The sequence below is a fragment of the Gluconobacter kanchanaburiensis NBRC 103587 genome, from assembly GCF_007988905.1.
Classification (GTDB): Bacteria; Pseudomonadota; Alphaproteobacteria; order Acetobacterales; family Acetobacteraceae; genus Gluconobacter; species Gluconobacter kanchanaburiensis.
In genome coordinates this window covers 1-21,180 of sequence record NZ_BJVA01000025.1, presented here as the reverse complement: position 1 = coordinate 21,180, position 21,180 = coordinate 1, and the positions used below count along the sequence as shown (strand labels likewise).

The 21,180-nt window shown below is 53.4% G+C and carries 19 protein-coding genes and 3 pseudogenes; 10 read left to right on the top strand and 12 right to left on the bottom strand.

The window, feature by feature from the left end; translation table 11 throughout:
- Nucleotides 1-80: 80 nt before the first annotated feature.
- Entirely contained in the window at nt 81-809 is a 729-nt protein-coding gene (locus GKA01_RS13015; RefSeq protein WP_146863944.1) for an IclR family transcriptional regulator, read from the bottom strand.
- A gap of 276 nt (nt 810-1,085) precedes the next feature.
- Here GKA01_RS13015 and GKA01_RS13010 point away from each other — a divergent pair, with 276 nt between their 5' ends.
- The 3 genes from GKA01_RS13010 to GKA01_RS13005 all read left to right on the top strand — a co-directional run bounded on the left by GKA01_RS13010 (nt 1,086) and on the right by GKA01_RS13005 (nt 4,652).
- Nucleotides 1,086-3,524: a membrane-bound PQQ-dependent dehydrogenase, glucose/quinate/shikimate family gene (locus GKA01_RS13010; RefSeq protein WP_146863941.1), complete on the top strand. Its 2,439-nt coding sequence runs from the start codon at nt 1,086-1,088 to the stop codon at nt 3,522-3,524.
- Nucleotides 3,525-3,676: 152 nt separating this feature from the next.
- A complete protein-coding gene (locus GKA01_RS13905; protein ID WP_228120078.1) occupies nt 3,677-4,060 on the top strand; it encodes a hypothetical protein in 384 nt (127 codons plus the stop codon).
- Entirely contained in the window at nt 3,987-4,652 is a 666-nt protein-coding gene (locus GKA01_RS13005) for a carbohydrate porin (RefSeq protein WP_228120077.1), read from the top strand. Before GKA01_RS13905 ends, GKA01_RS13005 begins: the two co-directional genes overlap by 74 nt.
- Nucleotides 4,653-5,216: 564 nt before the next feature.
- On the opposite strand, the pseudogene GKA01_RS13000 reads toward GKA01_RS13005, so the two are convergent.
- The 5 genes and pseudogenes from GKA01_RS13000 to GKA01_RS12980 form a co-directional block, all read right to left on the bottom strand.
- Nucleotides 5,217-5,714, bottom strand: a pseudogene (locus tag GKA01_RS13000) (transposase).
- A gap of 509 nt (nt 5,715-6,223) precedes the next feature.
- On the bottom strand, nt 6,224-8,749 hold the full coding sequence (locus GKA01_RS12995) for a TonB-dependent receptor plug domain-containing protein (protein WP_228120076.1): 2,526 nt from the start codon (nt 8,747-8,749) through the stop codon (nt 6,224-6,226).
- A 58-nt stretch (nt 8,750-8,807) separates the two neighbouring features.
- Nucleotides 8,808-10,091, bottom strand: a complete 1,284-nt coding sequence (locus tag GKA01_RS12990; protein ID WP_146863938.1) for an MFS transporter — start codon at nt 10,089-10,091, stop codon at nt 8,808-8,810.
- 49 nt (nt 10,092-10,140) lie between these two features.
- Nucleotides 10,141-10,716: a peroxidase-related enzyme gene (locus GKA01_RS12985; protein ID WP_146863935.1), complete on the bottom strand. Its 576-nt coding sequence runs from the start codon at nt 10,714-10,716 to the stop codon at nt 10,141-10,143.
- Complete coding sequence (locus GKA01_RS12980; protein ID WP_146863933.1) at nt 10,713-11,201, bottom strand: CMD domain protein; 489 nt, start codon at nt 11,199-11,201, stop codon at nt 10,713-10,715. The genes GKA01_RS12985 and GKA01_RS12980 overlap by 4 nt, the downstream gene beginning before the upstream one ends.
- Before the next feature lie 126 nt (nt 11,202-11,327).
- On the opposite strand from GKA01_RS12980, the gene GKA01_RS12975 reads away from it, so the two are divergent.
- The gene (locus tag GKA01_RS12975; protein WP_167506383.1) at nt 11,328-12,323 is read left to right on the top strand and encodes a LysR family transcriptional regulator; all 996 of its coding nucleotides are present in this window, start codon (nt 11,328-11,330) and stop codon (nt 12,321-12,323) included.
- Nucleotides 12,324-12,344: 21 nt separating this feature from the next.
- Complete coding sequence (locus tag GKA01_RS12970; protein ID WP_146863927.1) at nt 12,345-13,805, top strand: NAD(P)-binding domain-containing protein; 1,461 nt, start codon at nt 12,345-12,347, stop codon at nt 13,803-13,805.
- A 199-nt stretch (nt 13,806-14,004) separates the two neighbouring features.
- Here GKA01_RS12970 and GKA01_RS12965 read toward each other — a convergent pair whose 3' ends face one another.
- Nucleotides 14,005-14,892, bottom strand: coding sequence for an SDR family NAD(P)-dependent oxidoreductase (locus GKA01_RS12965; protein WP_146863924.1), 888 nt, complete (start codon nt 14,890-14,892; stop codon nt 14,005-14,007).
- Nucleotides 14,893-14,967: 75 nt separating this feature from the next.
- On the opposite strand from GKA01_RS12965, the gene GKA01_RS12960 reads away from it, so the two are divergent.
- Together GKA01_RS12960 and GKA01_RS12955 are read left to right on the top strand one after the other, a co-directional pair.
- A complete protein-coding gene (locus GKA01_RS12960; RefSeq protein WP_146863921.1) occupies nt 14,968-15,576 on the top strand; it encodes a TetR/AcrR family transcriptional regulator in 609 nt (202 codons plus the stop codon).
- 65 nt (nt 15,577-15,641) lie between these two features.
- Nucleotides 15,642-15,785, top strand: a complete 144-nt coding sequence (locus tag GKA01_RS12955; RefSeq protein WP_146863918.1) for an oxidoreductase — start codon at nt 15,642-15,644, stop codon at nt 15,783-15,785.
- A gap of 150 nt (nt 15,786-15,935) precedes the next feature.
- Here the strand turns inward: GKA01_RS12955 and GKA01_RS14020 are convergent, their stop codons facing one another.
- Together GKA01_RS14020 and GKA01_RS14015 are read right to left on the bottom strand one after the other, a co-directional pair.
- Nucleotides 15,936-16,232, bottom strand: a complete 297-nt coding sequence (locus tag GKA01_RS14020) for a hypothetical protein (protein ID WP_264789766.1) — start codon at nt 16,230-16,232, stop codon at nt 15,936-15,938.
- Between the two features lie 22 nt (nt 16,233-16,254).
- Nucleotides 16,255-16,752 carry a LysR family transcriptional regulator gene (locus GKA01_RS14015; protein WP_264789760.1) on the bottom strand — a complete coding sequence of 166 codons (498 nt, stop codon included), beginning with the start codon at nt 16,750-16,752 and terminating at the stop codon, nt 16,255-16,257.
- 210 nt (nt 16,753-16,962) lie between these two features.
- Here GKA01_RS14015 and GKA01_RS12945 point away from each other — a divergent pair, with 210 nt between their 5' ends.
- On the top strand, nt 16,963-17,820 hold the full coding sequence (locus tag GKA01_RS12945; RefSeq protein ID WP_244289218.1) for an alpha/beta fold hydrolase: 858 nt from the start codon (nt 16,963-16,965) through the stop codon (nt 17,818-17,820).
- Nucleotides 17,821-17,878: 58 nt separating this feature from the next.
- Here the strand turns inward: GKA01_RS12945 and GKA01_RS12940 are convergent.
- The 3 genes and pseudogenes from GKA01_RS12940 to GKA01_RS12930 form a co-directional block, all read right to left on the bottom strand.
- A pseudogene (locus tag GKA01_RS12940) lies at nt 17,879-18,240 on the bottom strand (transposase); the annotation flags it as partial.
- Between the two features lie 82 nt (nt 18,241-18,322).
- Entirely contained in the window at nt 18,323-19,306 is a 984-nt protein-coding gene (locus GKA01_RS12935; protein ID WP_146863912.1) for an NAD(P)H-quinone oxidoreductase, read from the bottom strand.
- Entirely contained in the window at nt 19,303-19,851 is a 549-nt protein-coding gene (locus tag GKA01_RS12930; protein WP_146863909.1) for a hypothetical protein, read from the bottom strand. Before GKA01_RS12930 ends, GKA01_RS12935 begins: the two co-directional genes overlap by 4 nt.
- Before the next feature lie 132 nt (nt 19,852-19,983).
- Here GKA01_RS12930 and GKA01_RS12925 point away from each other — a divergent pair, with 132 nt between their 5' ends.
- Both GKA01_RS12925 and GKA01_RS14100 read left to right on the top strand, forming a co-directional pair.
- Nucleotides 19,984-20,925, top strand: a complete 942-nt coding sequence (locus tag GKA01_RS12925) for a LysR family transcriptional regulator (protein WP_146863906.1) — start codon at nt 19,984-19,986, stop codon at nt 20,923-20,925.
- A gap of 152 nt (nt 20,926-21,077) precedes the next feature.
- A pseudogene (locus tag GKA01_RS14100) lies at nt 21,078-21,180 on the top strand (IS5/IS1182 family transposase); the annotation flags it as partial.

Below are 21,180 nucleotides of genomic sequence, written 5' to 3'. Positions count from 1 at the left end.
CGATGAACCCTGAGCTTAGGATAAAATCGTATCAACCAACAGCTCTTCGATCCATCCGCCGGGATTCTGCCTAATTATCTTTAAAAAAGTTCTATTTTATTTTTGCATCTATTGAGGGACTCTTGAAATAATGGAATATTTTTTTTAAATCGAAAAAAAGGAACAGTAATTGATATTGCGTATGGTCTGTGTCCAGGGATAACGATAGGAGATGCTATACAGCACACTCCTTCACTATGTTCTTCAAAATCATAAGCGTATCCTGTCGCCTTCACGGTCTCAATTTCATTAAGAATATCTTTCACGTTAGTTTTTGTGTGTGGCGTCATCTTGAGCGGTTGTGAACCTAGAAGAGACTGTATTTCAGATTTTGACATCATAGATAGCATGGCTTTTCCGTTTGACATCGCATGTAAAGGCATTGGGCGTCCGGATTTTGGTACAACGCGAATTTCTTGATCGGAATGAATTTTTTCAATAAATGTTACTTCTTTTCCGTACACCGTACTGAAGTCGACAGTTTCATGTGTTTCTTGAAACATGGTCTCGATTGCACTTCTGAACTTGTCGAGCAAGCTGGACTGCGCTGCCTCCGCTAGTCGCATGATTCCCCAAGACAACGACACACCGTCATTGGTGACTTCTACCAATTCTTCAGCCGCAAGAGCGTTGACAAGTCGTTGAACAGTCGATCGGGGTAGGTCTGTTCTTTTTGCAATATACCCCAAACTTACGTGAGAGCTTGAGAGAACTCGAAGGATTGCCGCGACACGGCTCACGCTTTGCATGCTGTTTTCATCGATTTTCAAGGATTGCTCTCCACACTGTGATTTAACGGCCCCTGTTTTGGGACAGGAATTGATTGATATTAACCCGGTGAGTGATACAGATAATGACCACTGAATGGTTAAGAATCACACCTATCGTACCCGCTTTTTCGGGGAATAACTCGCGAAAATGTTTGTTATCCATGGTCGTTTCCACGCCCTGAAGATCAAACATGTCCAATGGGGTGTTTCTAGACCGGACCGTAAGAAAATTTATTGTCGTTGATCCCGTGCATAACGGGGTGGGAGAAGTTCCTGATGCGCAGCACCTTGGAAATAGCAGCCTTTTGGGTTGTTGAGTTGTTAGGCGTAGCTCTAGGTTTGACATTGGTTTTTGGCGGCCTTTGGTTGCTCTTTCTCGGAGGATCACCATTCTATTTACTAGCAGGCGTGGCCATTATTGCCATTAGTTTTGGTCTTTATAAACGTGCTGCATTCGCTCTTTATACAGCACTTGCACTGCTCGCCGTCAGTGTGCTCTGGGCACTATGGGAGGTCGGGTTTGATTTCTGGCAGCTCGTGCCCCGCCTTCTGGCGTTCATTATTATTGCGCTGATTGTCACGGCCCTTGCACGTCGACTATCGCGTCAAGACGGCCGCCCGGCACTTCCGCGCGTAGCTACAAACAGTCTGGGTATCGCTCTGCTTGGCTCACTCGGTGCGTTTATTGTCGGAATGTTTTTCCCACATCCGACCATTGTGGCTGAGTCTTCCGGGCCTGCTCCGGTCATTCAGGCACAGGCAGGGCAAGACAGTGGGGATGATTGGCCTGCTTATGGACGTAGTACTGCGGGTAATCGTTTCGCTCAATTCGATCAGATCAATAAATCCAACGTCAAAGATCTGAGGCTGGCCTGGACTTACCACACGGGTGATCTCGCTATTGATGGATCAGAATACCAGGTTACGCCTATCAAGATCGATAACACGATGTATCTTTGCACACCGCTCAATAAGGTGATTGCAATTGATCCGGTCACCGGTAAGGAGCGGTGGCGCTTTGATCCTAAGCTGCGAATCACTGACAGCAATCGAGGATGGAAGCGTTGCCGTGGCGTTGGATATGCTGATACTTCCACGCTTCCGCCTGAAGATGCTCAACCTGCTGTGGATCAGACGGGAACGGATCAGGCAGCTCCTCCGCAGGACGCTGCAACTCTATCGGCTGCATGCCGTAAGCGGATTGTCTCCAATACCAATGATGCTCGCCTTTTCGAAGTAGATGCCGAGACAGGTAAACCATGCGAAGATTTTGGCGATCATGGTTTTGTTAACCTTCTTGAAGGTCTGACAGACGCTCCAGAAAATGGATCGTATTATTTGACCTCTGCACCGTTGGTCGCCGATGGCGTCATTATGGTTGGCGGCAAGATCAACGATAACATTTCTGTTGGCGAACCCTCTGGCGTTGTCCGTGGCTATGACGTTCGCACAGGCAAGCTTCTGTGGGCCTGGGATGCTTCCCGCGGCGCCAAGGACAGCAAACCGCTGCCTCCCGGCGAGCATTATGCTCCGCAAACTCCGAACTTCTGGGGCACGGCAGCTTACGATCCCAAGCTGGGCTTGGCTTATTTTCCAACGGGCAACCAGACGCCAGATTTCTGGAACGGTGATCGTTTCCCATATTCGGATGAATACACGGACGCCATCGTCGCGGTTGAGATCAAGACCGGCAAAGAGCATTGGCATTTCCGGACGGCTAATAACGACCAGTTTGACTATGACGTGACGTCTCAGCCTATCCTCTACGACCTCCCAGGCAAAGATGGCACTACGACGCCGGTCATTATTCAGTTGACCAAGCGTGGTGAAGTCTTCGTGCTGGACCGTCGTGATGGTAAGCCAGTTGTCCCGGTGGAATATCGTAAGGTTCCAACGGACGGTATGCCCGGCATGCGTATCTCTCCAACACAGCCTTTCTCCGCGATTTCGATCGGCACAACGCCGTTCAAGGAATCTGATATGTGGGGCGGTACGATCCTTGACCAACTGTATTGCCGGATCCAGTTCAAACAGATGCGCTGGAAGGGCGAGTTCACTCCTCTCTCAGACAAGCAGCGTACTCTGATCTATCCGAGCTATTACGGTGGTTCCAACTGGGGCGGTGGCGCAATCGACGCTTCGACCGGAACGCTGATTGTCAACGATATTCGTATGGCGCAGTGGGGCCGTTTCATCAAGCAGGATGAAGCCAAGCGCATTGGTTTGAAGCCGAGCGCTGAGGGTGAATACTCAGAGCAGATCGGTACTCCGTGGGGTGTTGAGCGCTCAATGTTTGTGTCGCCTCTGGGCGTTCCATGCTTCAAACCGCCTTTCGGCAGCATGACAGCGATTGACCTGACGACAGGAAAGACCAAATGGCAGGTTCCGATGGGTAGCATCCAGGATGCTCCTGTCCACGGTATTGTCCCGGGTGTTCGCATTCCACTAGGCATGCCAACGATGGGTGGACCGCTTGTTACCAAGGGTGGCCTAACCTTCTTTCATGGCACTCTGGACTATTATGTCCGTGCTTTGGACAACGACACAGGCAAGGAACTGTGGCGTGACCGGCTTCCGGTTGGCGGGCAGGGAGCTCCGATGTCCTACATTGGTCAGGACGGCAAGCAGTATGTTGTGGTTGTCGTTGGCGGTGCTACGCGTACCGGCACCAATGCAAACCGTGGTGACTATGTGATGGCTTACACTCTCCCATAGTATAGTCGGAATAAATACTCTTTAATAGGGTCTGGGAAGTTCTCTTTCCGGATCTGAATAGGTATTAAATTCAATCCAATATTATTTGGAATATATAAGCTCCAAATATCAGCGTAATTTTGTGCGTTTACCCAAAATGTAGAGGTAATTTCATGGACCGCTTCAGCGTTTCCCGAGCGTTGTTGGGCTGTGTTGTTTTGTCTGTCGGTATATTTGGTGAAGCCATGGCCGCAGAGCCAACAAATGGCAATGAAAGCGACGATGCAAGCTATTCTCTGCTTGATATCGGTCCAAACTCCCTTTCCACAATGACAGGAGAATGGGGTGGTGCAAGGACATATCTGCGTAGAAAAGGGGGCGAGCTGGGGGCAAGTTGGACGAACGAAACTGCTGGCAATGTCAGTGGTGGGAAACGTCGAACTGCCGCACAGACAAATCAGATCACTTCTGGACTTGATGTGAATGCCGAAAAACTCCTTCATTGGAAAGGGGCATCTTTTAACTTCACCTTTACCTGGCGTTCTGCTCCCATTTGAGACGGGTGTACGCGTTCATATTGGCTCGCATGGTTATCCGGGCGCGTATCGCATTGGGGGATGGATCAATACTGCGGCGGCTCCGGACGTTCTGTTGGCAAATGATGGAAGGCCTGCAACTCTGGCGGGGATGTCAATGCTTCATAGGAGTGGAAGCCATGGTGGATATCTGTGGTTTCAGCAGCAATTGACGGGCACGTTCACGGAGAAACCAGGAGAAGATGCTGTTGTTACACAAGGCCTCACAGCTTACGTCACATTGACAATGGTGGATAAGGAAACAGGGCCTGTTTCGTCTCAGGTAACCGCAAGCCTCCGTTATCTTGGGCTTCCCAGCCGAAAGAATGATGCTGTCACACTCGCGTTCGGAACCAACCACGTTAATTCCCGACTGGCGACTTTATATTGGTATCAGGACGGCAAAAAAGGGCCGAGACGTAATTCGGAATTTGCGATTGAAACGGATTATACGTTTCAAGCAACAAAATGGCTTTATTTCGAGCCCAATGTTCAGTTTTGGGTAGATCCTGGCGGGTACACTCAGAAAAATATGATTACTGTGCTTGGAGTGAAAACTGGTGTGACTTTCTGAAATATTACTTAAAAATGATGGATGCGCGATGGCCTCAAAGACGTTCTGCTTGGCCCTATACAGTTGTATGAGGCATTGCGGGAGCGTTCCGATGCACAGCGGGCAAGCTTCCATCCATAGAACACCTCTGCCTACGGGGAGAGCGAACCAGAGAGCCTTTGAAAGTTTGGCAGCGGATGGGGCACAATCTCCCCTCGGCTTCGATCCTGTTCCAGCGCTTTAAATGCTGCTGGCAAGTCACCTCTCGTTTATGCGCTGTGATGGAGGCTTTGGTCTCCTGTGATACCGAGGCGGGCGGTTGCCACACATCGCGCAGTCGCTCCATCCGCTGCTCTGCCGCCTGTCGGGTGGGCTGATGGTCCGCATATCAGTCCAAGATGATTTTACGCCGCTTTTATTCTGCTGCCCGTGCGTATTCATTCAGAAGGTTCCGACAGCTGTCCTTATCGACCAAGATGGCCAGCGTGTCATGACGTGCATGAAAAACAGCCGTTTTGCCTGTTCTCGCTCATCGGGAACAGGCAGCTCCAGTGCAGATGGTGGACGCGTCGTTAAGCTCAGGACTCATAGCCAGAAGATGATGGTTACAGCGCGGCAGGTGACTGTAGAGAAGACGTTCGGGCATCTGTCATAGCGTGTCGCGACCCGCCGCCGGTCCTTGAGACGGCCGAACATGATTTCGATGCAGCTGCTTCGTGTTCATGTTCCCTTTTGTCCGTCCGATCAGACGACCTCGATCCCCTTTTTTAGCCGCAGGCTCGAAGCCGTGCGGTGCACCTTGAGATACGTCGTATCAATCATGATTGTCTCCGGCTCTGCCTTTCCGGCAGCCAGACCGTCCATCATTCGCATGAAAATGCCCATGTCGTCCCAGCGCTTCCAGAGTGTCTTGTGTGGACCGTACTCCCGGGGCACATCCCGCCAACGCAGGCCATTGCGGTGCACAAAGATGATCCCGCTCAGCCCACGGCGGCCATCAACGCGAGGCTTGCCGTGGCTCTTCGGGGAAAAGGGCTGCAGACGCTCCATCTGTCCGCCCGTTAGCCAATACAAGTCATTCATATCAATGGCGCCTGAGCCTGGAAAAAGCTAGAGTTAAGCAGGAGCCAGAAGTGCTCAATGGCTATCCAAAGAGGTGCATCGAACAGATGGCAAGGGGGAGATGCCTCCCCCGTCAATCCTCGGAAAGATAGCACAATAAGCCCATCTTTGATGACCTCTATAACCTCATCTGAGACGCGAAAGTGCAGGCTTATGCTTCCCCGAAGCGGACATGGCGTGTGGGGTATATGAAATAGTCCAATTAATTCTCGGAGAGGTTCAAACCGGCGGCCGTTAATTAGGCACTCCGCTCACTCTTCAGGCAGGTTATCCAGGCCTGGATAAGCGAGATCTTGAACATCTACGTCGAATTAAATGGGGTCATAGAGCAGTCATGAAACTATGGATTTCCTTGAAACCTCCCCTCTCTTGAGAATGCAGAGTGGAAGTCAGACCTGAGAACCTTCATGTAGAAAAATCTAAACGCAGGCATTATGCGCATCAATCAACGCTTCTGAAATTGTTCCATTTCAAAAGTTGAATGAGGCTTTGGCGTAGTAGTAGCCTCCCATAAAACCAGATGGGGAATAGGTGGCGTAACGATAGGAGCCTGTTGGAGCAGCTGCAGCAGGATTGACCTGTGTAGGATACTTGTCGAACAGGTTGTTGGCTCCCACCGAAACATGCCATTTTTTGGTAAGGGCGACATCGAGGTTGATGTTGGTGTTCCACTGTGGACGGACATGCGTCCATAAGGAGGAAGCTTGTGTCGGGCTGACAATGAAGATGACGCTGCCATAGCGTAGTTCCTGCACACTGACGGTATAGCGGCCTTTGTGCCACGTGAGAGACAGTGTCTCCCGGTTTTTGGGCGATGTGCGCAGAAGATCGTTCTGTGAGAACTGGTTATAATAGGATTGGCCATAAGCCGCGAGAATAGCCGGAGTCTTGCGGTAGCGTGATATTTCGGTATCAGCGATATTCACGTAAACGCCGAATTCCAGACTATGGCCTTGCGGCAGGTGCCAGAGATAGGTGGCATTGATGTCACCCCCATTCGTGACGGTATCGACTGGGTTGGTATAGTACTGGACGAAGCGTACGCCAGAAATTCCCTGCTCCTGAAGGAGGCTTTCGATGGCGGTTCCGCCGAAATTGGACGTGCTTTCAAGACGGTCGTTGATACCAATTCTGTACAGGTTTGCAGTGAGATGGAAATTGTCGACAGGGGTCGCATCAATTCCAATGCTGTAGCTTCGCGAATATTCCCCTTTACGTCCTTCACCGCCCAGCAACCGTGTGACCGCACTGTTAGATGCCTCGTAAGCTGTTGTGTAGCTCGGAGTGGAAGAGATGGTGCTGTAATAAAGGCCACCAAGACTCGGAGGACGATATCCGCTATTAATATTGCCTCTGACCGCCCATCGTTTGCTAAAATTATAACGTGTGCCGACAGAACCGGTATAGGCCGTAATGGTATCCGAATAATTTACCGCATGGCCTCCAGCAGTCCATTCCCACTTCTTGGTCGCCCAGGCGTCAAAATTAACGTGGCCGTCGAAGATATCACGATAATGATTGCCTGCGGCTGAGGGTGGGGTTCCAGCATAGGCAGAAGCGCCGGGAGAAGCGAGTTGACCTTTGTCCGGACCATCAAGAATGGGCACACCACCATTGCCCCAGGACTGGGTATCACCTTGCGTCATCTGGAACGTGTCATGTCGGTACTCGCCCCCGAATTCTACCCCTAGAGGTTTGGGAAGAAATCCAAGGTTATAGTGACGAGAGGCCTTGAAGCCGGATGTCAGTTCGGAGGAAATATCTGTTCCGTTATAGAATTTGGTCTGGCTATCGAGACCGTAAGTTGGACTGATGGTGTCATAAGCACCAAAGCGGAGCTGATCGCGACCATAGGTCGTATAAAGATCCCAACTCCAACCCAGAAGGTTTTTGCCGCGCAGGCCGCCATTGACCTGGAAATCGTTTTCTTCTGCCGTCAGATGAGGAGAAAATCCGTTAGGGAAAATGGCACGGACGTTGGAATCGTTATTGGATGTGCGAAAAAAACCTGGTGCGTCGACATCCCGGTGGCTGTAGGTCGTCGTATTATACAGCTCGACATCATTGCTCAGTGGGATAGAGCCGTTGGCACTGAAGGTCTCGAGCATTGAACGGCTGAGGCCCTGAATACGGTTCACATCGTTGCCAATGATGGATTCACGCGGGTCTCGCTGCCCGTTGGGAAGGGAGAAATATTTCTGCGTCGTGTTCAGGCCGGAGCGGTTGGTAGGCTGCTGGTGTGTCACCTGAGCCGCGAAGTCCATGTAGCCGCCGTTATGGCCCAGCGCGACCCCGTAGTCGCCATAGCCGTCGATTCCGACACCGTCGCCTGCGTAATATCCGCTGTCTTGAAGGGTGACGGAGCCGTGATGTGCGCCGGTTTTCAGAACGATGTTGACCGCACCGCCGATTGCATCCTGTCCGTACAGGGCCGTAGCACCTTCGGTGATGATTTCGACATGATCGACGGCGCTAAGCGGGATCAGGCTGATATCGGCAGGCTCGGAGCCGGTAGCGGGGCCGGTATTGTAGTTAAAATTCGCGCCGACATGTCGCCGTTTGCCATTGACCAGGATCAGGGTCTCATCAGGTCCGAGGTTTCGCAGGATCATGATGCGCGCGACATTATTGGACCCAATTCCCCCGGCGGGCGGAGAATTCACGGCAGGGACAGTCTGGGCCAGAGCTGCGAGGACGCTGGTCTGGCCGGTAGCCAGAAGCTGTTTTGCCGTCACGACTTCCACGTTGGTCGTGCTGTGGCGCGGCGTCATGTTCGACAGGGCGGACATGGCGCTGGCCTGCGCCCCGATGACACTGATTGATTCGCTCGAGGATTTGGACTGGGACAGCGCGGATACCTGTGCGGCCTTGGCGGATGTTTTCCGAGAATGAGACGGCAGGGGCGCCGGATCGGCGGCCCGGGCACTGTCCACAAAGGCATTCGTGCCGAAATCGAGACCGAACAGCAGTCCCGCAACCATATGTTTTGTCTTCATGGTCAGTCTCATTCTGTTCCGATGCGCGCAGGCATGCGCAGTGGGGAAATGGCCGTAGTTAGGAGGCGACGCTAGGACGACGTAGCGAAGGACTTGTGAGCAGTGCACATGCTGCAATGACGCCGATCAAAACACCCGCCATGACGAAAAAGGCAGGAGCCATGGCGCGTCCGGTCACGGTGATGAGCCATGTGACGATGAACTGGGAGCCCCCTCCGACGACCATCACTACAGCATTGTTCACGATGGCCAGCATCGTTGTGCGTGTCTGGGGAGTAAGGATTTCGGTGATCAGGGTAACATAGGCACCCAGAAACATACCGCTGGCGACAGAGAGTGTGACTTGCAGGACAACAAGGCGTTCAATTGACGGCGCGCTCAGAAGCCAGCTGTAGAGAGGCCAGATCAGCGCAAGATAGGAAGCAAGGGCCGCGAGGATAATCCAGCGCTTTTCGATACGGTCCGAAAGATAGCCGCTGAAGGGGACGACGAGCAGCATTGATGCAGCCGCCGACATTTGGACCAGATAGGCGTGGGTTACGGAGAGGTGCAGCACACGTGAGGCATAGGTTACGACGTAGCCGTAAATGATATAGAACGAGACCGTACTGGCCGTCACAAGACCCATACCTGCGGCGATCTGACGCCACTGTGCTCCAAAACTTCGGTAGAACGACGATGCAGCGGGTGGCGTGCGGGGACGCATGGCTGCGCCTCGGGCGGCCGACAGACGGATCAGCAGAACGACAGGCACGATCAACAGACCCAGCGCGAATGGTAGCCTCCAGGCATAGGCATGAATGGTGGCTGTGGAAAAAAATGTACTCATCACATAGCCCACGGTTCCTCCCAGAACCTGTGCAATGATCTGGCCCGTGATCTGCCAGGAGCCGAAAAAACCGCGGCGTCCTGCAGGTGCCATTTCCACAAGAAAAGTCGTGGAAGTCGCGAATTCGCCGCCTACGGAAAAGCCCTGAAGCAATCTGGCAAGTGCAATCATGATCGCACCTACAGGGCCCGCCTGCTGGTAGGTAGGTGCACACGTCATCATGGCGACGGCAATCGCCATGATTCCCATTCCGAGCAGCATTGAAGCCTGACGTCCGCGACGGTCGCCGTAATATCCCAAGACAATACCACCAATCGGGCGGCTAACGAAGCCGACCGCGAACAGAGCCGTGCTCAGCAACAGACCTCCCGCTCCCCGATGGCTGGAATCCGCGAAGAAAAGATCACCAATGAGCGGGATCATATAAGAGAATATTGCAAAATCGTACCATTCGAGGGCATTCCCCCCGATTGCGCCAATGACGGCTCTGAAATTCCGTCGTGTTTCAGACATGCACTATGCCACCTTATCTTGGGGAGTGATGCTTCGGGCCATGTGACCGTCAGGGAGTAATCGCTTCACCCAGTGTGTGCATGAGCCTATTGGCCCAGCCGAAAATTGCGACTGAACAGACGAGGTCGAAAATCTCCATATCCGTCAAGCCTCCGGTGCGGAGTATTTCGATATCCGTGGGAGAGATCTCTCCCGGTGTGCGAGTCAGCTTGAGAGAGAAGTCAAATACGGGCTGCCAGTAATCGTCCAGCGCAGCTTCCTCACCCTCCGCGAAAATTTCCTGAATCAGATCCTCGCGTCCGGTCAACTGTAAAAAACGGGCAGCATGAACGGACGTGCAGTAGATGCAGTGATTATGAATGGAGGTCGCAATGGCACCCATTTCGCGACCTGCGCGTGACAAACCGTCCCGTCCGTACATGATGGCATTGAAGAGTGGAGAGCGGACGGCAAGGCTTTCAGGGTCATGTGCGAGGGTCAGCACATAATCGGAAATTTTGCGGTTGGACGGCGTAACTTTCATGGCGTCCAGTTGTTCGGGCGTGGCGTCTTCCAGTCTGACAGGGCGGATATAGGGCAGCCAGTCCAGTGTTGCAGTGGTGAAATTGTGAACCGGACGGCTCATGATGCAGTCTCCAGAGCGCGGAGGCCGGGAACCAGGCGCGTGAGGTAATTGATGCAAGCAACAAGTTCGGCGACCTGAACAATATCGGCGTCTTCCAGTCCCGACTTCTGTAAGATCACGATATCCTTGCGGGTAGCCTCGGCGGGACGCAGCGTGACCAGATCAGAGTAAGCAACTATGGCGGCAGTGAATATATCCATACGTGGCTGTGCAGACGTGTCGGCAACAGCGTTCCATTCGTCTGACTCAGGAAGACCTGCCAGACGTTCCAGATAGATCTGCCTCAGCGTGTCCACCTTGCACTGCCCTGAGATACGCGCAGCGATGGCCAGTCGCAGCGCGTATGAAAGCCGCCCCGGGTTTCTGGGAGTAACAACGGCGTCGTTTGCTGCACAGCTCATTTCAAGCAAGGTGCCACGCTGGGCGAGGAAATCCTCGGCCGAGCAGTTTGCCGCTGCCCCCCTCAAAAGCTCCAGAATACCCATTGTAGAAGCCTGCCCCTCAAGATTCCTGTTCAGCGTTTGGATCAGCCTATCATGCCGATAATGAATAGCAACGAATTTTCATCACTATTCTGCATTGTAGCTTGTGGGGATATAAAAATCCCTTCTATGATTGACGTTATGGAACTGGAATGTCTCAATATCAGGCAGCTTGAAGCATTTTGTGCGGTCGTATCCGCGGGAAGTCTAACGGCAGCAGCGCGGCAGCTGGGGCGGTCCCAGCCGGCCATGACGCGACTCATTCAGGATTTGGAAGAAACCGTTGGATTTGTGCTGTTCCACCGGAACGGTCCCAGAATCGTCCTTTCGGAACAGGGCGGTATCTTTCACGCTGAAGTCGACCGTTTCCTGACTGGATGCTCGTTGCTTGTAAAACGTGTCAATGACATCCGGAACGAGATTGCCGCGCCATTCGAACTGAGTGCCATTCCCGCTATGGCTAATGGGGTGTTGCCTGCAGCCCTTGCCTGTCTTCCTCCAGATTTACTGCCAGAACATGTTCATCTTCAGTCCGTTCCAGCCGCACAGGTGACCCTGTCCGTGGTGGCTCGACGGGCCGGGTTGGGTATTACGAGTTTCCCAGTGGATCATCCGGAAGTGGATGTCCTTTGGATTGGAGAAGCGTGCTGTATGGTGGCACTTCAGGAAAACGATCCGCTGGTTAAGCAGGACACAATCAGCCTGCGGCAGTTCAAAGACCGGGATATCGTAACAATTGCCGATCGTTCTCGCCTGAGGGGACGCATCGATGCCGCTTTCATGGCTGAAAATGTCAGACCCCGCAGAATTTTCGAATCAACAGCCAGTGTGACCGCGCTCTCCATGGCAAATGCAGGACTGGGTGTGGCCATTGTTGATCCCGCCACAGCGTCCGGGATGTCGATCAAGGGTATGACAGTCCGTCCACTCGCGGAGCGGATTCCTTTTTTTTTCGGTGTGATCAAGCCGGGCGGCCATATTCTTTCTCCAGGCCTCGCAGCGCTTTCAGAAGCCCTGAAAACTATTGCGACCCAACGGTTGTCGGGCTTCAGACTGCATGGTCGGGCCTCATCTGAAATTATCGAAGAGGCATTATGCGGGTATGATCCCGCGCTTCGTTCTTGAATCTGAGAGATCAAGCTCCCCATGAATAACGTTACAGATACGATGAATGGTATCGAAACTCTGAACCGGCGTGTTCGTGAAGAACTGAAATGGCTTGAATTCCCGGCCAGATCCTGGGTACCAGAGCGGAAGTATCAGAGCAGGAAAGTCCATGATGTCATCGTCATCGGGGGAGGTATGGCGGGTCTGACAGCTTCCGGAACGCTCAAGCGCTATGGAGTGCTGAATCATGTTGTTTACGATATGGCGTCAAAGGATAAGGAAGGACCATGGGTCACCTATGCCCGAATGGACACTCTGCGATCTCCCAAGACGCTGACAGGACCATGCCTTGGGATACCCGTCCTGACATTCCGAGCCTGGTACGAGCATCGTTTCGGCGTGCAGGCATGGGAGACGCTCGGACTGATCCCGAGAACCATGTGGATGGAATATCTCGTTTGGTTCCGCAACATACTTGAACTTCCGGTCGAAAACGAGGTCTTTGTCCAGAAAATCGATACTGCGGATCATGGTCTGCTTAGGCTGAACATTCTGCGTAATGGCAAGCCGGAAGAGGTGCTGACGCGTAAGGTTGTCCTGGCGACGGGGCGTGACGGCCTTGGTGGAGCCTATATGCCGGACGTGATCCGAACACTTCCCGAGCAGTTTCGGGCGCATTCGGCCGACATGATCGATTTTGCGGCCCTCAAAGGCAAGAGGGTTGTCGTGATCGGGGCAGGGGCCTCGGCGATGGACAACGCAGCAACTGCGCTCGAGCAAGGGGCCGCGCGGGTCGATGTTTTGATCAGGCGGGGAGACATACCAAGGATCAACAAGTTTACCGGCATTGGAAGTCAGGGTGTTGTGCAGGGGTTCGTCAACTTACCCGACGAATGGAAATGGCGTTTTCTGGATGCAACACTCTCGGCCCAGACGCCTCCCCCGCGTCCAAGCGTCCTGCGTGTGTCGCAGCACCCGAATGCCTTCTTCCATCTAAACTGCCAGATCGAAGAAATCGCTATGGATGGAGATGTTCTCGAACTCATAACGTCACGCGGTGCGCTTACAACAGACTTCATCATTGCCGCGACAGGCTTTAATGTTGATCTGGCAAAGCGACCTGAACTTCAGGTTTTCTCTGACCGGATACGTTTCTGGAAAGATCGTTTCGTCCCTGATCCGGATAACCGCTGCAATGGTATCATTAACAGCGAGTTGGCCAATTCACCAGATCTTGGGCCGGCGTTCGAGTTCCAGCCAAAAGCTGAGGTTATCTGTCCTGATTTACGAAATATCCACTGCTTCTGTTTCCCGGCAACTCTGTCTCATGGCAAAGTTAGTGGAGACATTCCGGCCATCAGTGACGGGGCAGATCGGCTGGTGAAGGGAATTGTAAGTCATTTTTTCACCGAAGATTGCGATATTCACTTTCGCAATCTGGAGCAGTTTGAAACCCCGGAACTTGTGGGAGACGAGTGGCAGGACACACCATTGTCTTGATGATAACTGTTGCGGAAACATCTGATTGGTCCACAGGCGCCTACGACGTTAGCTCTCCGAATCCAGCAAAGAAGATTGCTGACGCCTAGATTCTAGCGACTATCCGATCATTTATTGGATTATATGAAGGGTTCGAAAACCTCTCGTTATGACGCCTGTTTATGATTTTCTTTGATCGAAATGGCCTCGCCGTAGTCGATTAGTCGCTCAAGCTAACGCCAGCCTTGGCAGCCAATGCTTCAGAAGCAGCAATATAACGCTTGGCATAAATCTCATTCATGCCTTCGGACGGGAGAATAGCCTGCGCCTTACGATTAAAGAATGCCCCGCTACGCTGATCCAGGTCGGGAGAGACCAGCAGAGGTAGAATGCGCGCCGCGTAGTCGTCAGCGGTCGGGGCCAGCTTGCCAATCAGCCATTCCATGATCCGGTGCTTGAGACTGTCCGCCCCCATCAGATTGCTGCGGATGCCCGATTTGATCAGACCAGGATTCAGACCAAAGACTCCCAGAGTAGGGTAACGATGTGCAAACTCAACAACCAGCGCCTCATTACCAGCGACAGTGTTCATATGAGCCGCCATTACTTTGTAAGCCCGTTCAGAATTCAGATCGTCTGGCGTACCAAGCTGGCCTGTGCCGGGGTACCCCATGATGAACACGCGCGCATGCAGTGACCCGTCGATCCGTTGTGTACCCAGACGAGGTGCCAGGTTGCGGAGCATCACCAACCGGTTCAAATAGCTAACCGCCATGTCGCGCTCGATCCCCTCGGCCGTCACCTGACGTTTGGGCGCGGCGAAGATACCCGTTGTAAAAACCAGAAGGTCCGCCTGTTCCACTGGAAGTTCCCGCGCAACCCGCTCCGCATCCTTCAGCAGGCTGAGATCGGCCTGTACGAAGGAGATATTGGCAATATCGGCGTCGCGGAATGTCTGTCCAACGACAGTCACCTGCGCACCACGCGCAGCAAGGGCCTGACTCACGGCACGCCCCACCCCGCCTGTTCCCCCGACGACGATGGCTCTTCTGCCTCGCAGAGAGCCTGGATCCACATTATGCCATTTCAGGCTAAGATCGCGTTTCATAGTTTGGATACCTCTTACTTTCTTTCTAGACAGAAAGATATGATGATGAGGTGAATCGTCAAGTCGGAATCAGGAATGAAAATCGGACGCCCCAAAGAAGTCTCGGACGAACACATCATAGCCATTGCTCGTCGCTGCTTTCTGGAACGCGGTGGAAGCCTCTCGGCTGCGGACATCGCACGGGAAATCGGTGTCAGTCATACAACTCTCTTCAACCGCTTCGGGTCGAAGCAGGGTCTCATGCTGGCAGCTTTGGGCGCACCGAAGGACATCCACTGGATTGAAGCACTTGAAGCCGGCCCCGATCATCGACCGATCCGGGAACAGATTGTCGAGATCGCCTGTACGATTGCAGCGTTTTTCGAAGATCTGCATGCCGGATTTACGGTGCTTCAGGCCAGTGGTATCCCCACCGAGGCCCTGTGCTCCGGGGAAGATCCGGAGAAATCGGCTCCAGCGCGTGCCTTCCGCGCCCTGACTGAATGGATCGGACGAGCGCAGGATCAGAAGAAGCTGGCACAATGCGATGCACAGGTTCTTGCGTCCACGCTTCTCGGGGTTCTGCATAACCGGGCCTTTTCAAACAGCATCTGCGGTGAACAGGACTCCGACAAGGCAGCAGACGCGCGTCATGTTGCTGACGTGATCACCCTGCTGTGGGACGGGATCAAACCGTTGCCTTAGCGGGTCTTTCCATCAAGCATCGGCGTTGCTGAAAGCACGTGATGCCGAACAAGAAACAGAGGATTATGACAGATATCTGGCAGCCGATTACCCTGAGCCGGGCCACCCTGCCCAATCGTTTTGTAATCGCCCCCATGACGCGAAGCAGGGCGCAATATGACGATACACAGGGGCCTCTGGCCGCCGAGTATTATGCTCAATCCGCGTGACTGGCGGCGACGTTATTCAACCCGCTTTGTGGGCGGCGATTACGACGACCCAAACACAGGCCTGATATCACGCAAGTCCAACCGGAAATTGCATGAGGCGAGGTCTATGCTCGGAACAATCACCAAAACATCAAGCTGCCTTTGATGCTTTCACGTTTCATGACGGCTAGTCTTCGCATAGCGCATCAACTTGTCCACCAGATAATCGAATATCAATCGAATTCGACGGTCGCTGCGCATGTCGGGATGAATCGCAACCCAAACATCCATAGAGAAAAGTAGTTCGGTATGAAGAATGGGAACGAGATTTCTGTCTCGCCTTGCAATCCCTAATTGGCTTGCACCAATACCGAACCCAGCACGTAATGCTGCCAGCTGTGCGAGATCACTATCCGAGCGGAAGGCAAACATTTCGCGGGTAAGAGGTACTCCCATCCTTTCTATCATCCGAGAGTGGGCAAAATTCCGGTCATATCCGATCAATGCATGTTGTCGCAGGTCGTAGAGACATCGGATGCTCTTTGAGGTAATGCTGGTGAGCGTAAAGTCCTGCGTCAATATTTCCAATTCGCTTGGCTAGCAGAGCAGCTTGACTAGGTCGGACCATTCGGACGGCAATATCCGCATCGCCGCGCAACAAGTCCTCATTACGGTTCGAAAGGACGAGCTCTACCGAGATTTGGGGATAGAGTGAGTGAAATCCGGTGAGGAGCAAAGGAAGAACTTCGCCTCCAATCATTTCACTCGCAGTGATACGTACAGTTCCTCGCGCCTCATCGGCCTTACCAGAAGTCGAGCGCCATGCCGTCTCCGCGGCTGCAGCCATTGCCTCGGCCGAAGGGATTAACCGCAAACCCGCTTCCGTCGGTGACAGACCATCAATCGAGCGCGTAAAAAGCTTGACGCCGAGTGATGCTTCAAGTGCTGCGACTTGACGACCCATCGTAGGCTGCGTGGTGGCGAGCATGCGGGCAGCACCTGACAGGCTGCCTTCGCGCACGACTGCAAGAAACGCCCGAAATAAGTGCCAGTCTGGGATGTGATTATCCATACATTATCGTATGCTAAATGTGCATTATTAAGCAATTAATGTTTAGGGTTCCATAGCTTAGGGTATGAACAAATCACCCATGCCTGGAAAAATCTCATGCCAATCAAATCGATATCCTGCGTTTCTGTGACCAGTCATGACCGTAGCCATCGCACAAAAGCAGGTGAATTATTCACCTCGGAGACCCGTTTCCTGACAGTCGATGGTGGTCACATCGCTTACGACGACACAGGCGGAGATGGCCCACTAATCCTTGCGATCCCTGGCATGGGTGATCTGCGGTCCGAATACCGACTATTGCGACCAATCCTGCAGAATGCGGGTTATCGAGTAGTGACCATGGATGTTCGCGGCTTTGGTGAGACTTCAGCGCAATGGCCCGACTATTCGGCCCATGCTGTCGGGTGCGATGCGCTGACGTTGATTGAGCATTTACAGGCCGGATCCGCAGTTATCCTGGGTAACTCGTTCGCCGCCGGAGCCGCGCTATGGGCTGCACACGACGCGCCGATGCACGTACGTGGAGTAGTTCTGCTTGGCCCTATCGTGCGAGACCTGCATGTATCCTGGTTTGCAATGCTTGCCTTGCAGCTTGGCTTCGCGGGGCCTTGGCGAATCTGGTTCTGGGTCACTTATTGGAACAGCCTGTTTCCGACCCGCAAGCCGGTGGATCAGGGGCGAGTTAAAGCTGCCATCATGAAAAACCTACGCGAACCGGGACGGATAGCAGCACTCCGAACAATGATCGGTCTATCAAAGGCAGATACTGCTGCTCTGATACCTCGCAGCCGGGTTCCCGCCCTTGTGGTGATGGGCAGCCGTGATCCAGATTTTCCAGATGCCGAAGCCGAGGCACAATGGCTCGCCACCCAGCTTCATGCAGATAGCCTGATGATCGACGGTGCCGGGCACTATCCACATACCGAAATGCCGGAACGTGTTGTGCCTGCACTGCTATCGTTCATTGCGCGAGTGCATGGTTAACTTGAGGTATATGTCGCAGTTTCAGATACGCTGCGTAATCCTTCACAGGTCGGCGTCATCGGATCATCCAGCCGAATGTCCGTTCAATGATCCAGCGTCGCGGCAGGATTTCAAACACTTTACGGTGTCTACGCAGCAAATAACCTCGAGCGTGAAGTCGAAAAAATCTGCATATCCATCAACTGAAGGCGGCCATAAGCTCCATCCGCGAAGAGATGCTTCATCCACGGCCAGCGTTTGCGGATGGCTTCCAGAAGCATTCGGCCCTCTGTATCAGCCGCAATATGGCGCTTACGACCAACGATCTTCTTGTCTGCGTCATAGCCTCGGGTTCTGGCATGAGGAGCCTTGATGATCTCGGCTCTCAATGACACTACCCGATGGGCTGGCTTCGGGTCCCGCGGCTTCATGATCGAGTAAATCTCTATTGCCTGAAACAGACAGTCCGCTTTCCCGCGAAGCCTCTAATATATCCGCCGTCGGTGCTCAGGGAAGATATCAGCTAGTCGCATGTGAGAACAATTTTCCCAACCCCTCCGCCGGCTTCCATCATGCGGTGGGCCTCGCCGGCATACTGTAAAGGGACGGTCGCATAGACCACTGGCCTGAGCGTACCGTTTGCAAAGAGCGGGAGAGCAATCTCCTTGAAGCGCTCTATCATGTCGCGTTTTTCTGCGACGGTGCGTGACTTCATCACCGTTCCCAGTAAGCGTAGGTGATTATGCAGGACGAGGTTCAAAGGGATCACCACGTCGGCATCCTCACTGAGCACACCGACCTGCACAAGCGTCCCGCCTTCACGTAAGCTTTGTAGGCTGGGTGCCAGATAGCTGCCGCCGACAAAATCGATGACGGCATCGACGCCTTTACCTTCTGTTGCCACCTTGACGCCGGCCTCCCACAGTTCAGGCTGGCGATCCAGAACCACGTCCGCCCCCAATTCGTGAACATCTGGAGCACGCACAGCGCTTGTGGTTGCAATAACCCGGGCTCCGAGTGCAGCAGCCAACTGAACGCAGGCAGAGCCAATACCACCTGCCGCTGCATGGATCAGGACCGTCTGACCAGACTTGATGTTCGCCAGATGGTGCAACACCTCGACCGCTGTCACGAATGATTCCATGATTGCTCCTCCTTCGATCCACGTCAGAGAATCTGGAATCTTCACAGCCATAGCCTGATCCACCCGTGCAGCGTCTGCATAAGCGCCGCCGCCCACGATCGCCATGACTCGGTCGCCTGTCTCGAACCCTGTGACATCACTGCCTACTGCCCTGACCTCTCCTGCCAGTTCGAGGCCCAGCAGATGGCTTTCACCAAAATGCTGGCCTGCGTAAAAGCCGTTGCGTTGCAGAATATCGGCCCGGTTGACGCCTGCTGCATGAACTCGAACGATCAGATCATTTGGTCTCAAAACCGGAAACTGAACCTCCTCGACACGTAGCACATCCGCAGGGCCGAAATCGGCGTAGTGAACGGCCCTCATTGTACGCTCTCCTGACGAGACAGGGCGCGACGTGCAATACTCTCGGCGAACAGTGGTGTTTCCCGACGATTATGATCGCTGCCAGCTGCCTGGCGGGCCGCTGCAGCAGCCTCGAATGCAATCTCGTTTGCTTCAATAAACGCCATGAAATTGTCAGTCGGGCGCGCTGTAACACGGTTCGTGTAACGGGTCCGGCCATTTCCGGCGTCTTCCGCGATCAGTTCCCACAGAACGTTGACCTTCGTGTGACCGTTGGCCGTAAAGACGTCCGAGATCGAGTTCATACGGCAATAGCTGGGCGTTGCTTCATCCGCGACGTAATGCTGCACGACCAGGCCCGTTCCGACCATTTCAACATTGATCGACATCCGCCGACCGTCATCAGTGGTCGTGATACCCGCAGCAATATGATCCGGTTCACAGCAGCGAAGATACTCGGCCTCCGACACAGTGAACAGCCAATCTGCTATGTCGACCTGAGCGAACGGCACATCGATCTCATGCGAATAGGCTGACTGCGACAGGATTAGATCCAGAATTTTCATGTCCCATTTCCCTTTTATACGATGCGGCGTTGTGCCGCGTCTGTGCCCAAGGGATGCCTCGACAGAAGAGCTATGATAACGCATAGATTTGAGCGAGCACTTTTGCCGAATTAGCAAAAATGGGCCTGTTGGATGAAAGACCCCCGCTTTGCCGAACATCTTGGCGTTTTCGTCGATGTGGTCCGCCAGGGAAGTTTTTCTGCTGCCGCGCGGAGGCGGGGACAAACACCTTCAGCGATCGTTCGCCAGATCGACGCATTGGAATATTCCGTGGGGGTTCCGCTTCTGACCCGCTCTACCCGGGCGCTTGCGTTGACAGATGCAGGTGAGCGTATGCTTGAACGTGCTCAGCCACTGCTGGATCAACTGGCAGACGTCCATGCAGAAGTCGCTGCGTTCGACGGTGCCGTGACGGGAACCGTGCGGATTGCGTGCTTTCCAACTTTCGGTAAACGCTATGTCATTCCGGCACTTGAGAGTGTGCTCCTGAAGCATCCCGATCTGCACATCGAGCTGGATCTGACAGAGCGTCTCGCTGATCCTGTGCTTGAGCGGCTGGATGCGGTGATCCGGATCGGGCAATTAGCCGACAGCACTTTGATTGCAACTAAATTGGCCGAACAGAAGCGCCTCCTTGTTGCCAGCCAGCATTATCTTGATCGTTACGGCGAACCCAAAACTCTGGAGCAACTGCGTCAGCACAGGCTGGTCGACAAACTGCATGGCAATGATCTGTTAGGTTGGGCAGATATTCTGGGGCAGCGTCTTATCGACGGAGGCGACATCAAGCCGGTTTTCCGGTGTGACGATTTCGAGGCTATGAGATTGGCAACACGTTCAGGTATGGGAATTGCCCTACTGCCAGATTGGGTGGTTGGGCCGGATATTAACGCAGGTACTCTCACGCGTATTTGTTTGACGGGCGAAGCGTGGAACACTCACTGTGATGGTATCTGGCTGCTACGCGCACTGGCCCAGCCGTCGGCCCGTTTGCGCGTTGTCATAGCAGCGCTGCGCACGACCATCGGAATAATCCCGCCATGGGAAAGTCATGAGGCTCGGGTGAGTGAATAAAGGAGCTGCCAGTCGGTTCCCGCCTACATATCGGTCATTTGAGCGTTTTTAGTGGTTGCCTAAAAGTAGACATGGAGGGTTCTAAAAACCTCTTGGTATTGAGACCTACGCTGTAATTCCATTTTTCCGGTTCTGATTGGAGGAATGGCGATGTGAAACAGGCGGGATTTTTTGACGTTGAAGAGTGGCTTACTCGGTTAAGCGGTCTTGGCGACCAGCTCGAAGCGTTTTCCCGGACTGTGGATTTTGAGGTCT

What these genes read in the sequence shown, in the direction of transcription:
- GKA01_RS13010 (WP_146863941.1), top strand. Translation starts at nt 1,086, where the DNA reads ATGCGCAGCACCTTGGAAATAGCAGCCTTTTGGGTTGTTGAGTTGTTA.
- GKA01_RS13905 (WP_228120078.1), top strand. Translation starts at nt 3,677, where the DNA reads ATGGACCGCTTCAGCGTTTCCCGAGCGTTGTTGGGCTGTGTTGTTTTG.
- GKA01_RS13005 (WP_228120077.1), top strand. Translation starts at nt 3,987, where the DNA reads ATGCCGAAAAACTCCTTCATTGGAAAGGGGCATCTTTTAACTTCACCT.
- GKA01_RS12995 (WP_228120076.1), bottom strand. Translation starts at nt 8,749, where the DNA reads ATGAAGACAAAACATATGGTTGCGGGACTGCTGTTCGGTCTCGATTTC.
- GKA01_RS12990 (WP_146863938.1), bottom strand. Translation starts at nt 10,091, where the DNA reads ATGTCTGAAACACGACGGAATTTCAGAGCCGTCATTGGCGCAATCGGG.
- GKA01_RS12985 (WP_146863935.1), bottom strand. Translation starts at nt 10,716, where the DNA reads ATGAGCCGTCCGGTTCACAATTTCACCACTGCAACACTGGACTGGCTG.
- GKA01_RS12980 (WP_146863933.1), bottom strand. Translation starts at nt 11,201, where the DNA reads ATGGGTATTCTGGAGCTTTTGAGGGGGGCAGCGGCAAACTGCTCGGCC.
- GKA01_RS12975 (WP_167506383.1), top strand. Translation starts at nt 11,328, where the DNA reads ATGATTGACGTTATGGAACTGGAATGTCTCAATATCAGGCAGCTTGAA.
- GKA01_RS12970 (WP_146863927.1), top strand. Translation starts at nt 12,345, where the DNA reads ATGAATAACGTTACAGATACGATGAATGGTATCGAAACTCTGAACCGG.
- GKA01_RS12965 (WP_146863924.1), bottom strand. Translation starts at nt 14,892, where the DNA reads ATGAAACGCGATCTTAGCCTGAAATGGCATAATGTGGATCCAGGCTCT.
- GKA01_RS12960 (WP_146863921.1), top strand. Translation starts at nt 14,968, where the DNA reads ATGAAAATCGGACGCCCCAAAGAAGTCTCGGACGAACACATCATAGCC.
- GKA01_RS12955 (WP_146863918.1), top strand. Translation starts at nt 15,642, where the DNA reads ATGACAGATATCTGGCAGCCGATTACCCTGAGCCGGGCCACCCTGCCC.
- GKA01_RS14020 (WP_264789766.1), bottom strand. Translation starts at nt 16,232, where the DNA reads ATGATAGAAAGGATGGGAGTACCTCTTACCCGCGAAATGTTTGCCTTC.
- GKA01_RS14015 (WP_264789760.1), bottom strand. Translation starts at nt 16,752, where the DNA reads ATGCTCGCCACCACGCAGCCTACGATGGGTCGTCAAGTCGCAGCACTT.
- GKA01_RS12935 (WP_146863912.1), bottom strand. Translation starts at nt 19,306, where the DNA reads ATGAGGGCCGTTCACTACGCCGATTTCGGCCCTGCGGATGTGCTACGT.
- GKA01_RS12930 (WP_146863909.1), bottom strand. Translation starts at nt 19,851, where the DNA reads ATGAAAATTCTGGATCTAATCCTGTCGCAGTCAGCCTATTCGCATGAG.
- GKA01_RS12925 (WP_146863906.1), top strand. Translation starts at nt 19,984, where the DNA reads ATGAAAGACCCCCGCTTTGCCGAACATCTTGGCGTTTTCGTCGATGTG.